The sequence below is a fragment of the Pseudomonas purpurea genome (genome assembly GCF_039908635.1).
In the GTDB taxonomy this organism is placed as follows: domain Bacteria; phylum Pseudomonadota; class Gammaproteobacteria; order Pseudomonadales; family Pseudomonadaceae; genus Aquipseudomonas; species Aquipseudomonas purpurea.
Map to the genome: position 1 here is coordinate 2,952,723 of NZ_CP150918.1, position 16,314 is coordinate 2,969,036.

Below are 16,314 nucleotides of genomic sequence, written 5' to 3' on the forward strand. Positions count from 1 at the left end.
GAGAAATGTTACAAAATATGTTCCTGCGAATGTAAAAGTCTAGAAGGACCGTACCCCAAGGCAAAAATGTCACTCTGAGGTATGTCCTATACGGACAATGTGCATTGTCCTTATCGTGCAAATTCGAAATATTCTTTCGACGTAGGGCGATGTCATCGGCCATTACGCTAGGTGAGCCGCCTCCATCGCAACTACCTGAGCTTCATACCCGCCATCGAACAATAGGGGAGTGGGATTGGCCTATTTTGAGGTTGCCATTGAGGGATGACTCAACTGATCACTGCTCCCTTTGGACCACTGGCGATCAAACTGGCACCACAGGCGGTTTTCATACCGTCCAGTGCGACAGCAATTCCGCCCACTGTGTAGGTGCTGCTGCCCTCGGCAATGGAAAAAATGCCTTTGCATAGCGGGCAACTGACCTTGTGGCCGATGCCGGAAATGGGTTTGCCATTGAGGTCGGTTTGGGAGAAAGCTTCCAGTACCACTCCACCATGAGAAGTGGAATCACCAAGTCGAATTGCATCTTTCATTATTCAGTCATCATCCTGAGAAGTAAACTTCCAAAAAAATTCTACCCAAGCTATCTACCAGCCCTATCAAACTGAAGGAATGGCATGCATCCTATTAGATAGCCTGAGCTGGCCTATCTCTTCGGCTGAAAGCAATTCTTTTTTGTTTATTATGGTTACTATTTTTTGTTGCCAGTCTAACTCCTGTCGAACAGCTTCTTCCGTCTCTCCACCCTCGTAGCCATAAATGTCTATGGCTTCAATAACTTTTTCCATAGCATAATTGGCCATTTCTGGATCATGCGATCGAAGATAGTCAATGCAGTAGGATGTGCAAATAGCAGAGCACTGGGCTTGATCTGCAAGGGGATCACTATAATCTTCGGTGTCAGGAATCAACTTGTCAATTCTTTGGGATAGAAGATTAACATCTACTTTGCCGTCGGCAATTACCAAATCAAACAGCGAGTTATGAGTAGCTAGTAGCTCGGCAGATGGAAGGCCGAATTTTTCGGCGAACTTTTCATATATCGGTAGTAATCTCTCTGCTGCCAACAGGCAAAACTGGCCTAATGCAGGTTGTGAAAGATTAAGGATGTTTGCATGACTCATGCCTCTCTCATCTCCTGTTATTACTTCTATTGCCTGTGTCACGTTATTGCTTTTCATTACTCTGATCCCGACATCCAGACGTCTTCGTACCCCTCTCTATCAATAATAAACCTCGCCCCCTCGGGTAAAGATAAGTATTTTAACACTTCTGGGAGCTCTTCCATCAAATGGCTAGCGTGAAGTGCTTGATAAAATCCGCTAGCAGTAGAGTATTCGCCGCCATGAATAAACCAACTGATAGTTCCGCCTTCTGGAAGTTGTATTCTTGAGCCATAAATTGGTGATTTGTATAGTGTGTCTAGTGCGATGGCTACCATTTTCTCGGGCGGATACATAGGTAGTCCATATTTTTCACAAATCTGTTTCTGCTGCTCGTTAAGAGCTGATAAATCAACCTTGTTTGCCATCAACTTCCCAGTTCCTGTTTCATGGCTTTTGAGTCAGTTTGAATAACCGGCGGAACTTCATAGTCGTACCTTCTGCCTCGTTTTCCACTCTTTCGTCGAAAAGACTCAGTTGTTCAAGAGGTTTAGTCACTGACTCAGTACTAACTTTTCTTGCGAAGTCAATGTGACCTTGACCTCATTACATTCGCCGCTCACAGGCACAAAACAACACCGGCGCGAGCGCCGGTGTCGGGTCAAGTATGTATTTGCATAAATAAATCAGTTACCCGTTATCGAACAATCAGTTGTCAATGTTGAATGCGATCTGGGCGCCGTCTGGCAGGTCTTTAATTTGACTAGCTATATCAGCCCTAAGTCTCATTCCCTCCACTGCATCAGCCAAGTACAAATTATCCAGCACAAATTCGCCGCCCAGCACGAACGGTAACTTCGGCAACAAACGTTTCCCAGCAGGAAGCTGGCCGTTCTGCTTTTGCCATTGATGCGCTAACGGATACCCCGTAAGCACCTCATAGTCACTGGTGAGTGCTATAACCCAGCCTTCAATATCATCAGCCAAGTACTCTAATGAGCCTGTTTCTGGATCAAAGGTATAGATCTTGTTATCTTTAATACAGAACTGCCCACCAAAAACATCTTCAGCAAAAAACAGGCAGCCATCGGCCAGGCCTTTGTAGCCGCTGCGCCACAGAGCATTCTCGTTCCAATCACTAATACCAATCTCATGCTGGCTAGAGTGTGTTGGAAATACATGCAAAGCACTTTCTAAAGCATAAAAACCATTGCGTTGACAAAGCATTCCAAAAAGTTGGTCAGCTAAAGCTCCTGCCAATTTACGTGACTGCCCTAACATTTCCGGCTCATGCTCACTCAACGATGAACTTGCGCTCGATAATAATTTATCCAAACTGGTCATACTCTAATCCACCACGTCTATTCGAACCTTCGCTCCGTTTGGCAACCCTCTACATTGAGCACCAATACAAGCACCTGCCCCACGGTTGTCGCTAGAGTTGATATGCCTTACCGAGGAACCTTGACCACCTTCTTTGAACATTGCAGGTGGATACTCATCCCGATCATGGTCTAGTTTAGTTTCAACACCGCGTAAAGAGTCACGCCTACGTGATGCTGCATTCGCGCGATCGATGGTCAGGGTGTTGGGTTTGCCTGCGTCAACAGCATCTTCGATGTGTTTCGCTGACTCAGGAAAGCGGCTTTTGCTGACCATCACAATCTTTTTAACATCACCCCCAGCCGCACCTGTGCCTTTTGCACCGATGTTGCATGTACTATTTGATAACCCTAGAGGATCAATCCAACCTGTCGGGTTCGGCGCATAAGCATACAGGTTCAATCCACCTGCATAGCTAATCGGATCCTTGCTGATAAACCGCCCAACCTGCGGATCATAGTACCGATAGCGGTTGTAGTGCAGTCCCGTCTCATGATCGTGGTACTGGCCTTGGAACCTGATCGGGTTGGTCAGTTCTTCACGTTGTGCCCATTCCGAGCGCTGTTCGCGTACCTCACCCCATGCCTTGTACTGTGCGCTCCAGGCGATTTTTCCGTTTTGATCGGTGAGCTCTTGTGGCGTGCCGAGGTGGTCACATTGATACCACGACAACACGTCAATTGGCTGCGCTTGAGGCGTGTGGGTCCACAACGGGTCTTCATCTATGTTGTAAGCACCCTCGTAAGTCGGCTCGGCCAACAAGCGAATCGGCTGATGACGCATGGCTTGAGCCACGGGTACAAAGGTGCCAGGTTCATACAGATAGTGAGTGGTACGGCCAGCGGCGCCATCGGCCTGCGCCGGGCTGCTTTCCCATGCGAGATTGTCACCATCCCAGCCAAATAGGGTGAAGCCGCAGCCCAGTTCACGTTGCTTGCGAGCATGTTCATTCTGACTCCAATGCGACCCCACTTCGGGTTGCTGCCTGTGATGTGCGTTGGAGTACTTATGTATGCGGCGACCCAACGGGTCATAGGCATAGTCGACACTCAGACGATGATCTTCGAAACGCACCAAACGATCGAACAAGTCCCACTGCATCTGGCTTTGCTGGCCATTGTGCCAACGTCGAATCTGGTTACCGCGCTCGTCGTATTCGTAATGGGTGCCCGCGTATTCGCGCAGCAGATTGTCCATCAGTTTGTTGCGTTTTGGGTCCTGATCCAGAGGACGGCGAACTTCGGCGACGTTGTTGTCCAGCAGGTTGCTGGCCGGGTCAAAGGCAAAGGTTTCCACGCCCAGGCGACTGGTGGCGCTGAGTAGCCGGCCGATCGGGTCATAGCGGTACGACAATGGCCCTCGGCGACTGTCGTTGATGTCAGTCAATTGGCCTGCGGCGTCGTATTTATATTCGCGCTTGAGCAGTGTGGACTTGTCGTCACTATGGCTCAGCAGTTGTTCTTGCAAGCGACCAGCCGGGTCCCATTGTTGGGTTTGCAGCAGGCGGTTACCTTGGTGTCGAGCGACTTCGCGGTGCAAGTCGTCGCGCTCGTAGCCGATCAGTTCGTGCTCGTCGATTCGCATGCCAAGCAAGTGACCGCTGCCGTAGGTCAGCCAACTGACCTTGTGGCCATCCGGGCGTGTCGTGGCGATGCGTTGGTTAAGCACGTCGTACTCGTGCTGCCAGACAGCAACAACAGGTTTTTGCAGACCCAGATAGTGTTGGTGTTCACGCAGCAGGTTGCCCGCCGGGTCGTGAAACCATTGCAGGCGACTGTCGGCGTTGGTGGCCATGACCAGGTTGCTGTTGCCATCGTAGGCAAAGGTTTCACTTTGCGAGGTTTCGCCTAAACGAGCAGTGCGCTCGATCAAACGTCCCATTGGGTCGAACTGGACTTCAGTAACGCGCTGACCATCGATGGTGCTGACCAGTCGGCCGGTACTTGAGTCGTACTCGTACAGGGTGCTGCGGCCGTCGAAGCCGGTTTCCTTCAGTAGGCGACCTACAGGGTCGTAGTGAAATTTCGCCTGCTGCTGATTTTCGTTTTCGAGTGCCAGCAGTTGCCCCAGTCGGTCCCAGCGATAGCGAAGAGTTTGCTCGGCGGCATCGACTCGTTTATCGATCAAGCCGGCAGTTGTGTAGGTCCACGTGGTGCAACGATCCAAACCATCGGTGTGTGCCAGCAATCGGCCTTCGGCGTCTCGATTGAAGCGCTCTTCGGTCTTGTCCGGGTGTTTGATCAGGATCAGTTGCCCGGCTTTGTACTCGTACTCGGTTTTATTACCCGCAGCATCGGTGAAGCACACCATCTGACCGAGGTCGTTGTATTCCCACGCGCTGGTTTTGCCGGAGCAGTCGGTGTATTCGATCAGTTGACCCGCGTCGTTGTAATCGAGGGCTTTTTCGTTGCCGTTGGCGTCTTTGACCGCGGTGGGCAGCCCGGCCTCGTTGTAGGCGTACTCGGTCTTGTTGCCCAGCGGATCGACAGCTTCCACCAGGTTGCCGTGATCGTCGTAGGCCCGCTGCCATTGGCCGCCCTCGGCATCGCTGATCTTGATCAGCAAGTCCTGGTCGTCGTAGGCGTAATGCATCACGCTGTGGTCGGCGCGGATGTGTTCAAGCAAATTGTCGCGTTCGTCGTAGCTGTAGCGGTCGGTGCTGCCGTCGGGGTGGACGTGACGAATCAGGTTTTTCGCGTCATCACGGAAGAACCATTCCGAACGCTCGTCCGGGTGCCGAATGCGGTAGGTGTAGCCGAGGATGTCGTAGTAGTGCCAGGTTTCGTGGCCGTGAGCATCGGTGACGTAGGTCAGGCGGATGTTTTCGTCCCACTCCAGGCGGGTGTCGAAGCTGCCGTCGTCGGCCCATTCGCGCACGGCTTTGGCCTTGGCGCCGTGGCCTTGCCATTGCAGGTTCAGGCCACGTCCGGTGCGGTCGGTGTAACGGGTGATCAAATGGTGCTGGTACTGATAACTCCAGGCTGCGCCGTTCTCATCCTGAGCCTGAACCAGATCACCGGCGCCGTCGTACTGGTAAGCACACAGTTGACGTTGAGGTGCGCCGTCACGGATTTCCCACAGGCCGATCAAGCGACCATGCTCGTCGAGCAGGGTGCCCAAGTGCAGGTGCACCTGGGTGACGTCGTCCTGATAAGTGATCAGGTCCGACAGCACTAGGCCAGGTGGGCCGTGGGCTGTAGGGGAATTACAGACGGATTTCTTGAAGCAAGTGCGCAAGAAGTTGCGCACATAGGCAAAAGGCCGTTTCCCGGCTGAATCTCAAATCCAGGGGGCAAAAAATCAAACGCTGCGAAACCCTTAACCACTTACCCCTGATTGAGTCTTTGGATACCCTGGTCCCAGTCCTGTTTGTAACGGAAATGGGTGACCTGGGGCAGCTTAGTCGGCGAGCAGGAGATACCGAGAAGCCACAGCGGGCTCGCGGTGTATCTTGAATCCTCGGCTCGATGCAGATAAGAGCCCACCATAGCATCTGGTTTAACATAATACACATTATGCGTAACAAGATATTTCAAGACGCCCATGAGTAGACGCACAATGTTCATCCCGCGCTTTATTCTCTAAAGATCATATCGATCGATCGCCCGACGTCTTTCGTTTTCATCGCGCACGTCGTAATTGGCAGTCGTTTGAATGTTGGTGTGATGCGCAAGTTTTTGTGCGATCGACAAGTCGTGCTCTTCGATCACTCGTGTAATGAATGACCTGCGAAAATCATGTGGCATGATTTTTACGCCAACTTGTGCGCCACGTTGCCGCGCAATGTAATAGATCGCATGTTTGGTGATGCGCTCGCGGGTGATGTGACTGCCGCGACGAATCCGGTTGAACAGAAACTCATCATCCTGCTGGCCCTCGACTAATAGCGAACGCCGTAGTTGCAGCCAGGCATTCAGTTTTTCGAACGCCCAGCCAGGTGCGTACTTGATCAGTTCCTTATTGCCCTTGGCCGTGACTCGCAGGCTACGCTCGGTGAAATCGAGTTGGGCCAGGTCCAGGTTTACCGATTCGGACTTGCGCATACCCGAGCCATAAAGAATCGCGATGATGGCCGCATCACGCAGTCCCTGTGGCCGCGGATCGGCCGCGCACACCGCCATCAACTCCTGAATCAGTGTGCGCCTGAGATTGCGTCCTTGAGATAAACGCGTGCCCGCAATGGCCTTCACCGAACGCATTTTCAGCAAATGTTCCTGGCTGATCAGGCTCATACGCCAGGCTTCATTCATCACACCGCGCACGGCATTGACGTACAACGACGACGTATTCGGCGCATAGCCGTCGCTGCGCAGGGTCGACACCAGTGCGATGACATCGCTGGGCTGCAGGTGGTGCCAGGGGATTTCTTCGAGGTTGAGCGCTTCGAACCCCAACCGGTCGGCAGCGTCTTGAAGCACATAACGCATGGTTAGCTGGCTTGAAGGCGCAAGCCGTGTCAGGTAAAGCGTTAGCGGGTTGGAGGGTGACGCCCTCTTCTCTGCCGTCGACAACAGGCCCTCGGTGCGTCCATCAAGCATGGTGCCGGGTGACTGAAACACAGTTGAAACAACCTTGAGTGAAAGTAACTCAACTAAATGACTGTTTAGTTGAGTTAAATTAATATTCGATTGGTGGATGGCTTACTCGTGCTGCACCACGCTCGCCTCTTCAAGTTTGCGGCAAACAACACTGCCTGAGAGAACCGTCGCGGATGCCAGAAGCCTGAACACGGGCTGTCTCAGTCGCAGATAAACAATCTACACACCGGTTTTTCATGTCCCTTTCACATTTTCGCGCTTAATCTCTGTCGATCCGCAGCGAGTCTTTGTGGTCGTCCAAACTGCCGTGCTACTGACAGAAAGTCAATTCGAGTGGTCGACCTGAAAAATTGCTTAACTTATTGATAGCGTTTTCATTTTGCTCGACTACGCTCTACCCGATGACGCTGCGAAACAGCGCATAGCGTTCTGATTCGCGCTGATGGATGACGATATTTCCAGACATGAGGTCCTCATGAGTCAGGCTTTTCTCCCCTTCTCTCGCCCGAGTATTGGCGACGAAGAAATAGCGGCTGTAGAGCAGGTGTTACGCTCGGGCTGGATCACAACCGGGCCCAAGAACCAGGAACTGGAACAGCAATTCGCGCAGTACGTGGGGTGTAAACACGCTGTAGCGCTCTCATCGGCCACCGGCGGCATGCACATTACGCTGCTGGCACTGGGAATCGGCCCGGGCGATGAAGTCATCACGCCCTCGCAAACCTGGGTTTCGACCGCCAACATGATCTGTCTGTTGGGTGCCACGCCGGTGTTCGTTGACGTTGATCGCGACACCTTGATGTGCGACGTACAGAGCATCGAAGCTGCCATCACGCCGCGTACCAAGGCAATCATTCCGGTGCACTACGCGGGTGCGGCGTTTGATCTGGATCCGCTCTACGCATTGGCGGACAAACACGGCATTGCGGTGATCGAGGACGCTGCCCATGCGGCTGGCACTCGGTATCGTGGCCGCGCTATTGGTGCCCAAGGCACGGCGATCTTCTCCTTTCATGCCATCAAGAATATGACCTGTGCCGAAGGCGCGATGTTTGTCAGTGATGACCAGGCATTGGCTGACCGGGTGCGCATGCTTAAGTTTCATGGCCTGGGCGTTGACGCCTATGACCGCCTGACTCATGGCCGTAAACCCCAGGCCCAAGTGGTCGAGCCGGGTTTCAAGTACAACCTGGCTGATATCAACGCGGCCATTGCACTGGTGCAGTTACAGCGCCTCGACGAAATCAATGCCAAGCGCGCCGATCTGGCGAAAACCTATCTGCAACGACTGGAAGGCTTGCCGGTACAACCGCTGAGCATACCATCCTACCCACAACACCACGCCTGGCACCTGTTCATTTTGCGTATCGACGCTGAACGCTGCGGGCTGGATCGCGATGCCTTCATGAAGGCCCTGCAAGAGCAAAATATCGGCAGTGGCATCCATTTCGTCGCTACGCACCTGCACACCTATTACCGCCAGCGTTTCCCGGACGTTCACTTGCCCAATACCGAATGGAACTCGGCGCGCCTGCTCTCCATCCCGCTGTTCCCCGACATGACCACGAACGACGTCGAACGCGTCGTTGGTGCCATTGAACACATTCTGGACACAAGCCTTTGAAGCCATACCCAATCAACTGTGTATCGATCGTTATCCCGGTCTACAACGAAGAAGAAAGCCTGCCCGAACTGCTGCGCCGCACCGAAGCGGCCTGCCAGCAACTCAAGCATGCCTATGAAATAGTCATGGTTGACGACGGTAGCCGTGACAACTCTGCACAGTTGCTCGAAGAAGCCGCTTCGCGTGAAGGCAGCCCGGTGGTGGCGGTCATTCTCAACCGCAACTACGGTCAGCATGCTGCGATCATGGCAGGTTTCGAACAGTGCCGTGGTGATGTGGTCATCACCCTTGATGCCGACCTGCAAAACCCGCCTGAAGAAATTCCGCGACTGGTTGCACAAGCCGAACTGGGCTACGACGTCGTCGCCACCGTACGTAACAATCGTCAGGACTCTGCTTTGCGGCGTTGGCCGTCGAAGTTGATCAACCTTGCCGTGCAACGCTCAACCGGCGTTGCCATGAGCGATTATGGCTGCATGCTGCGCGCCTACCGACGGACCATTGTCGACGCCATGCTGTCTTGCAGTGAACGCAGCACGTTCATTCCGATCCTGGCCAACAGCTTTGCCCGCCACACCACCGAGATTCTGGTGCAACACGCCGAGCGTGAGCACGGCGAGTCCAAGTACAGCCCGATGCGCCTGATCAACCTGATGTTCGATCTCGTCACGTGCATGACCACCACCCCGCTTCGCCTGTTGAGCATTATCGGCTTCAGCATGGCCGCGCTGGGTGCGCTGTTTGCTTTCACGCTGATCATGCTGCGGTTGATGTTTGGTGCCACCTGGGCCGGTGGCGGTACGTTCGTACTGTTCGCCGTACTGTTTGTGTTCACCGGTGGCCAGTTCATCGGCATGGGCCTGCTGGGTGAATATCTGGGGCGCATGTACAGCGATGTTCGGGCCCGCCCACGGTTCTTCATTGAGAAGGTGTTGCGTAGCCAACCCGCTCCGATTGCTCCTGTCGTCATCGTCGACGGTCTCACTTCCACTTCCTCCGATCAGGTTTCCTCATGAGTTCAAAAGCTGTTGTTTTCGCCTATCACGACATTGGCTGCGCTGGCATTGAAGCCCTGCTGAATGCGGGTTACGAAATTGCCGCCGTGTTCACCCATGCAGACGACCCGAAGGAAAACGCCTTCTACGGCTCCGTCGCCCAACTCTGCGCACGCAAAGGCATTCCGGTGCATGCACCGGAAGACGTCAACCACCCGCTGTGGATCGAGCGCATCGCCAAACTGAACCCGGACTACCTGTTCTCGTTCTACTACCGCAACCTGTTGTCCGAGCCGCTGCTGGCCACCGCCAGCAAAGGCGCGTTCAACCTGCACGGCTCGTTGCTGCCCACCTACCGTGGCCGTGCGCCGGCCAACTGGGTGCTGGTCAACGGTGAAAAAGAAACCGGCGTGACCCTGCACCGCATGGTCAAGCGTGCCGATGCCGGCGCAATCGTTGCCCAGCAACGCGTTGCCATCGACCGTACCGACACCGCTCTGAGCCTGCACGCCAAGCTGCGTGAAGCTGCTTCCAACCTGTTGCGTGACACCCTGCCGCTGCTGGCCCAGGGTAAAACCACCGAAACCGCCCAGGACGAATCCAAAGCCACTGTTTTCGGTCGTCGCACCCCGGCGGACGGCAAATTGCTGTGGAAGAAGCCTGCGCAAGAATTGTTCAACCTGGTTCGCGCGGTTACCCAGCCCTACCCTGGCGCTTTCTGCGACGTGGGCGAGCACAAGCTGATTGTCTGGAGCGCAGAAGTCGCCAAGGGTAACGAAGGCCTGGCGCCGGGCCGTGTGATCAGTGTGGACCCGCTGCGTATTGCTTGCGGTGAAGATTCCCTGGTTGTCACCTCTGGCCAGCGCAACGACAACGGCCTGTACCTCAGTGGGCCACAACTGGCCAACGAACTGGGTCTGGTTGACGGCTCCGTACTGCGTGGCGCCGAGTCGGGCCGTGCCCCGCGTCGCACTCGCGTGCTGATCCTTGGCGTCAACGGCTTCATCGGTAACCACTTGTCCGAGCGCCTGCTGCGCGACGGAAAATACGACGTCTACGGTCTGGACATCGGCTCCGACGCCATCGAGCGCCTGCGCAGCCATCCGAACTTCCACTACGTTGAAGGCGATATCAGCATCCACTCCGAGTGGATCGAATATCACATCAAGAAGTGCGACGTGGTTCTGCCGCTGGTGGCCATCGCCACGCCAATCGAATACACCCGCAACCCGCTGCGCGTATTCGAACTGGACTTCGAAGAGAACCTGAAACTGGTTCGCTACTGCGTCAAGTACAACAAGCGCGTGATCTTCCCGTCGACCTCCGAAGTCTATGGCATGTGCCAGGATCAAAACTTCGACGAAGACACCTCCAACCTGATCGTCGGCCCGATCAACAAGCAGCGCTGGATCTACTCGGTCTCCAAACAGTTGCTGGACCGCGTGATCTGGGCCTACGGCCAGAAAGGCCTGAACTTCACCCTCTTCCGTCCATTCAACTGGATGGGCCCGCGCCTGGACCGTCTGGATTCGGCGCGTATCGGCAGCTCCCGTGCAATCACCCAGTTGATCCTGAACCTGGTGGAAGGCACGCCTATCCGTCTGTTCGACGGTGGCGAGCAAAAACGCTGCTTTACCGACATTGCGGATGGCGTTGAAGCGCTGGCGCGCATTATCGACAACGAAAATGATGCCTGCAACGGTCAGATCATCAACATCGGCAACCCCGAAAACGAAGCCAGCATCCGCCAGTTGGGCGAAGAACTGCTGCGCCAGTTCGAGGCGCACCCACTGCGCGGCAACTTCCCTCCATTCGCCGGTTTCCGTGACATCGAGAGCAAGGCGTTCTACGGCACGGGTTATCAGGATGTGTCCCACCGCAAGCCAAGCATCCAGAACGCCAAGCGCCTGCTGGACTGGACACCGACGGTCGAGATGAGCGAAACCATCGGTAACACCCTGGACTTCTTCCTGCGCGAGGCCATGCTCGAAATCGCGGACAAGCGCTGATGCAGGCAGGTCTTCGAATCGATGTCGACACCTATCGAGGCACCCGTGAGGGGGTGCCCCGGTTGCTGGAAATGCTCGATGAAGCACAGGTCAAGGCGACGTTTTTCTTCAGTGTGGGTCCGGACAACATGGGGCGCCATTTATGGCGCCTCATCCGTCCGCAGTTCCTCTGGAAAATGCTGCGCTCCAATGCGGCGGGTCTGTACGGCTGGGACATTTTGCTGGCCGGCACTGCCTGGCCCGGCAAACCCATCGGTCGAGACCTGGGGCACCTGATGCGCCAGGCCCTCGCGGCGGGCCATGAAGTCGGTTTGCACGCTTGGGACCACCACGGCTGGCAAGCCAATGCCGGACGCTGGAGCGACGCCGACCTGATCGAGCAGATTCGCCGCGGTGTCGACACCCTCAGCGACATTCTCGGCCAGAAAGTGGATTGCTCGGCTGCCGCCGGTTGGCGTGCCGACGAGCGCGTGATCGAGGCCAAGCAACGTTTTGGCTTTCGTTACAACAGCGACTGTCGCGGACAAAGCCTGTTCCAGCCACGGCTGGCAGACGGCAGCCTCGGCACGCCGCAAATTCCGGTCGACTTGCCCACTTTCGATGAGGTGGTCGGGCCGGTCGTTGACGCTCGGGCGTTCAACGCATTCATTCTGGATCGATTCAGCCCCTCGAAGCTGAACGTTTATACGATACATGCAGAGGTAGAAGGGATTCTGATGGCCAACGATTTCCGTCAACTACTGGTCGACGCACGCGAGCGTGATATCCAGTTCCAACCCTTGGGTGATCGGCTGCCTGCCCAGCCCTCCACCCTGCCCCAGGGTCGCGTAATACGTGGCGCGCTGGAGGGCCGCGAAGGCTGGCTGGGAGTACAGGGAGCATGACCAGGCGCTGGGCTTTGCCCTTATTGTTGGTTGCTTTTGCACTGGCTTACCTGCTGCCGTTGGGCACCCATGGCTTGTGGATTCCAGATGAAACCCGCTATGCCCAGATCAGTCAGGAAATGCTCCTGAGTGGCAATTGGGTGTCTCCGCACTTCATGGGCCTGCGCTACTTCGAGAAGCCTGTTGCCGGCTATTGGATGATGGCGATCGGTCAGGCGATTTTCGGTGAAAACCTCTTTGGCGTGCGCATTGCCTCGGCCTTGAGCACCGGCCTCAGTGTATTGCTGGCCTATCTGATTGCCCGACGGCTGTGGCGCGATCCGCGTAAAAGCTTCACCTGCGCCCTGCTGTACATGAGCTTCGCCATCATTGTCGGTCAGGCGGGTTACGCCAACCTCGATCCGCAATTCACGTTCTGGGTCAATTTGAGCCTGGTCGCCTTGTGGTTCGCCCTGGACAGCACTCAACGCAGCGCACGGCTGGCGAGTTGGGCCGTGCTGGGGCTGGCCTGCGGCATGGGCTTCATGACCAAGGGCTTTCTGGCCTGGCTGTTGCCGGTGTTGATCGCCCTGCCCTGGATGATCTGGCAGAAACGCTGGCGCGAACTGTTGATCTACGGCCCTTTGGCAATCGTCGTGGCAATTGCCGTGAGCCTGCCCTGGGCCCTGGCGGTACACGCACAGGAACCGGATTACTGGCGTTTCTTTTTCTGGCATGAGCACATTCGGCGTTTTTCCGGCGATGACGCACAGCACGCCTCGCCCTGGTGGTTCTACCTGCCCTTGCTGGTAGGGTTCAGCCTGCCTTGGGTTGCGTTGCTGCCCGTCGCACTGAAACAGGCATGGCAGTCCAGGAGCCACGCCAATACTGGGTTTCTGCTGCTGTGGCTGCTGCTGCCGTTGGCGTTTTTCAGCTTGAGCAAAGGCAAGTTGCCAACCTACATCCTGCCTTGCCTGTTACCGCTGGCCCTGTTGATGGGCAATACCCTGGTAGAGCGCTTGCAGCTCAAACAGAGTCGGGTATTGACGCTCAACGGTTTGCTGAACGTGACGCTGGGCATGATCACCCTGCTCTCCGTGGTGTACCTGCAACTGAAAAAGCCGCTGTATGTCGATGAAATGCACCACGTGGTGCTGGTCTACATCGTCCTGATCGGCTGGATTCTGTCCAACCTTCTGCAGTTGATGCGGCCGTTGCAATGCTGGGCCGCACCGGCCTTCGGCAGTTTGTTGCTGATGGCGGTACTGCCCGCCGGGCTGCCTAACTCGGTGGTGTACAACAAGATGCCCGATCAATTCATCATCGACCATGCCCAGGAACTGGGGCAAACGACTTCGTTGCTGAGTAACGACCTGGGCGCAGCATCGGCCTTGGCCTGGCGCCTGCAACGCCCGGAAGTGACCTTGTATAACTCCGTCGGCGAGCTGAAATATGGCTTGGCCTTTTCGGAAGCGAGCACCCGGCGTGTCAACGTCGAACAGGTGCAGCAATGGATGACCGACGCACGTAAAAAGGGCTCGGTGGGCGTGGTGATGCGCGTCAAGGGTGCCGACGAGGTGCAGGAACTCGACGTCTTGCCCAAGGACGCCAAGCGTTATGAGCAAGGCAAGATGGTCATTCTGATTTTCGCCCAGAGTGCGCCATGACCCTGTTTTTGCTCCTGACAGCGTGCTTGCTGACGTGTGCTGGCCAAATTGCCCAGAAGTACGCCGTTGAAAGCTGGCGCGGCAAAGACTGCGGCTGGGGCGAGAAGCTCTTCTCGCCCTGGTTGTGGCTGGCGCTGGCCTGCCTCGGTTTTGGCTTGCTGGTGTGGCTGTTGGTGCTACAGCGTCTGGAAGTCGGTATCGCCTACCCGATGCTGAGCCTCAATTTTGTGCTGGTGACGTTGGTGGCACGTTTTGTCTTTCATGAAGCCGTCGACCGGCGCCATTGGTTTGGCGTAACCCTGGTTATTGCAGGCGTTGTTCTGCTCGGGAGTCACGCATGAACCTTCGTCGCGGTATCGGTTATGCCATGGGCAGTGTGCTGCTGGTCAGTGCCGCCCAGTTGGGCATGCGCTGGAGCATGAGTCGCCTGCCCCACCCCGAGCAATGGCTGCAAGCCTTGGGCGACGGTACGGTCGATCTGCTGGCAATCGGCGTCGTACTGGCATCGATCATCGGGTATGCCCTGTCCATGCTCTGCTGGCTCTGCGCCTTGCGCGATCTGCCGCTGGGCCGGGCTTACTCCCTGCTGAGCATCAGCTATGCGCTGGTGTACGTGCTGGCGGCCAGCCTGCCGTTGTTCAACGAACACTTCAGTCTTTCAAAAACCCTTGGGGTGGCCTTGGTCATCCTCGGGGTGATCACCATCAACTCTCGCCCTGCCCGTGTGCCCGATCTTAGGAATACCCCATGAAAATCAGTGTATTTGGTAGTGGTTACGTTGGTCTGGTTCAAGCCGCGGTACTGGCTGAAGTCGGCCACGATGTGATCTGCATGGACATCGACGCGAAAAAAGTCGAGTTGCTGCAACAAGGACATGTGAGCATTTTTGAACCCGGCCTCGCGAGCCTGGTACGCGAGAGCCTGGAAGCCAAGCGCCTGCAATTCACCCACGATGAAAAACTCGCGGTGCAACACGGTGAGGTGCTGTTCATCGCCGTGGGTACACCGTCCCGGGAAGATGGCTCGGCAGATCTGCGCTACGTGCTGTCGGTTGGCGACGCCGTGGCTCGCCATCGCGAACAGCCACTGATACTGGTCGAAAAATCCACTGTGCCGGTGGGTACGGGCGACACCTTGCGCGCCCACATCGAGCAGGCCCTGCAACAGGCCGGGCGCTCGCTGCAATTCGATATCGTCTCCAACCCCGAATTTCTCAAGGAAGGCACGGCCGTCTCCGACTGCCGTCGCCCCGACCGCATCATCATTGGTTGCGAACGTGATGAAGTACGCGATGTCATGCGTGACCTCTATGCACCGTTCAACCGCAACCACGACCGCATCATGTTCATGGACCTGCGCAGCGCCGAGCTGACCAAGTACGCCGCCAACTGCATGCTGGCGACCAAAATCAGCTTCATCAACCAGATCGCCGAACTGGCCGAGCACCTGGGGGCCGACATCGAATCGGTACGCCTTGGCATCGGCGCCGACTCGCGGATCGGTTACCACTTCATCTACCCAGGTTGCGGTTATGGGGGTTCCTGTTTCCCCAAAGACATGCGCGCCTTGATCCACAGCGCCGAAGAAGCCCATTGCTCCAGCGACTTGCTGCAAGCGGTCGAAGCCATCAACGAACGGCAAAAACACAAGCTGTTCGAGCGCATCAACGCGTTCTACAAGGGCGATCTGCGTGGCAAGACCTTCGCGGTCTGGGGGCTGGCCTTCAAACCCAACACCGATGACATGCGCGATGCGCCAAGCCGCGTGCTGCTTGAATCCCTCTGGGCCGCCGGGGCCACTGTTCGGGCGTTTGACCCGGAGGCGATGCAGGAAACCCAGAAGCTGTACCCGAACGAAGAAAAACTGATGCTCATGGGCACACCAGAATCCGTGCTGACCGGCGCCGATGCGCTGATTATCTGCACCGAATGGCAGCAGTTCAAAGCCCCTGATTTCGACCTGATCCAAGGGCGCCTCACTGCGCCGGTGATTTTCGACGGCCGCAACCTGTACGACGCCGAGCGCCTGGCGCGCAACGGTTTCCTGTACTTCCCGATCGGGCGTGGCGAGTCACGCAATTTGCCGATTCCTCACCAGCAGTGGCCAGCCTAAGCCGACAGGGCACGGGAGCA

General features: G+C 56.0%; 13 protein-coding genes and 1 pseudogene. 8 read left to right on the forward strand and 6 right to left on the reverse strand.

Going from position 1 to position 16,314, the window contains the following annotated elements; genetic code table 11:
• Positions 1-269 precede the first annotated feature (269 nt).
• The 6 genes and pseudogenes from AABM54_RS13310 to xerC all read right to left on the reverse strand — a co-directional run bounded on the left by AABM54_RS13310 (position 270) and on the right by xerC (position 7,024).
• Positions 270-533, reverse strand: coding sequence for a PAAR domain-containing protein (locus AABM54_RS13310; RefSeq protein ID WP_347906099.1), 264 nt, complete (start codon positions 531-533; stop codon positions 270-272).
• A 66-nt stretch (positions 534-599) separates the two neighbouring features.
• Positions 600-1,181 (reverse strand): DUF416 family protein, encoded by a 582-nt coding sequence (locus tag AABM54_RS13315; RefSeq protein WP_347906100.1) that lies wholly within the window; start codon positions 1,179-1,181, stop codon positions 600-602.
• Positions 1,181-1,531, reverse strand: a complete 351-nt coding sequence (locus tag AABM54_RS13320) for a hypothetical protein (RefSeq protein WP_347906101.1) — start codon at positions 1,529-1,531, stop codon at positions 1,181-1,183. The genes AABM54_RS13315 and AABM54_RS13320 overlap by 1 nt, the downstream gene beginning before the upstream one ends.
• Before the next feature lie 280 nt (positions 1,532-1,811).
• On the reverse strand, positions 1,812-2,447 hold the full coding sequence (locus AABM54_RS13325) for an SMI1/KNR4 family protein (RefSeq protein ID WP_347906102.1): 636 nt from the start codon (positions 2,445-2,447) through the stop codon (positions 1,812-1,814).
• Between the two features lie 3 nt (positions 2,448-2,450).
• A pseudogene (locus AABM54_RS13330) lies at positions 2,451-5,660 on the reverse strand (RHS repeat-associated core domain-containing protein); the annotation flags it as partial.
• A gap of 407 nt (positions 5,661-6,067) precedes the next feature.
• Entirely contained in the window at positions 6,068-7,024 is a 957-nt protein-coding gene (xerC, locus tag AABM54_RS13335; RefSeq protein WP_347906190.1) for a tyrosine-type recombinase/integrase, read from the reverse strand.
• A 475-nt stretch (positions 7,025-7,499) separates the two neighbouring features.
• On the opposite strand from xerC, the gene arnB reads away from it, so the two are divergent.
• From arnB to AABM54_RS13375, 8 genes are read left to right on the forward strand one after another with little or no spacing between them, the layout of a single operon-like run.
• The gene (gene arnB / locus AABM54_RS13340) at positions 7,500-8,648 is read left to right on the forward strand and encodes a UDP-4-amino-4-deoxy-L-arabinose aminotransferase (protein ID WP_347906103.1); all 1,149 of its coding nucleotides are present in this window, start codon (positions 7,500-7,502) and stop codon (positions 8,646-8,648) included.
• Positions 8,645-9,664: an undecaprenyl-phosphate 4-deoxy-4-formamido-L-arabinose transferase gene (gene arnC, locus AABM54_RS13345; RefSeq protein ID WP_347906104.1), complete on the forward strand. Its 1,020-nt coding sequence runs from the start codon at positions 8,645-8,647 to the stop codon at positions 9,662-9,664. The genes arnB and arnC overlap by 4 nt, the downstream gene beginning before the upstream one ends.
• Positions 9,661-11,652 carry a bifunctional UDP-4-amino-4-deoxy-L-arabinose formyltransferase/UDP-glucuronic acid oxidase ArnA gene (arnA, locus tag AABM54_RS13350; protein WP_347906105.1) on the forward strand — a complete coding sequence of 664 codons (1,992 nt, stop codon included), beginning with the start codon at positions 9,661-9,663 and terminating at the stop codon, positions 11,650-11,652. The genes arnC and arnA overlap by 4 nt, the downstream gene beginning before the upstream one ends.
• The gene (gene arnD / locus AABM54_RS13355) at positions 11,652-12,536 is read left to right on the forward strand and encodes a 4-deoxy-4-formamido-L-arabinose-phosphoundecaprenol deformylase (protein WP_347906106.1); all 885 of its coding nucleotides are present in this window, start codon (positions 11,652-11,654) and stop codon (positions 12,534-12,536) included. The genes arnA and arnD overlap by 1 nt, the downstream gene beginning before the upstream one ends.
• The gene (gene arnT, locus AABM54_RS13360) at positions 12,533-14,182 is read left to right on the forward strand and encodes a lipid IV(A) 4-amino-4-deoxy-L-arabinosyltransferase (protein ID WP_347906107.1); all 1,650 of its coding nucleotides are present in this window, start codon (positions 12,533-12,535) and stop codon (positions 14,180-14,182) included. Before arnD ends, arnT begins: the two co-directional genes overlap by 4 nt.
• Positions 14,179-14,523: a 4-amino-4-deoxy-L-arabinose-phosphoundecaprenol flippase subunit ArnE gene (gene arnE, locus AABM54_RS13365; RefSeq protein WP_347900390.1), complete on the forward strand. Its 345-nt coding sequence runs from the start codon at positions 14,179-14,181 to the stop codon at positions 14,521-14,523. Before arnT ends, arnE begins: the two co-directional genes overlap by 4 nt.
• The gene (arnF, locus tag AABM54_RS13370) at positions 14,520-14,933 is read left to right on the forward strand and encodes a 4-amino-4-deoxy-L-arabinose-phosphoundecaprenol flippase subunit ArnF (RefSeq protein WP_347900391.1); all 414 of its coding nucleotides are present in this window, start codon (positions 14,520-14,522) and stop codon (positions 14,931-14,933) included. The genes arnE and arnF overlap by 4 nt, the downstream gene beginning before the upstream one ends.
• Positions 14,930-16,294 carry a UDP-glucose/GDP-mannose dehydrogenase family protein gene (locus AABM54_RS13375; protein WP_347900392.1) on the forward strand — a complete coding sequence of 455 codons (1,365 nt, stop codon included), beginning with the start codon at positions 14,930-14,932 and terminating at the stop codon, positions 16,292-16,294. Before arnF ends, AABM54_RS13375 begins: the two co-directional genes overlap by 4 nt.
• The last annotated feature ends 20 nt before the right edge of the window (positions 16,295-16,314 follow it).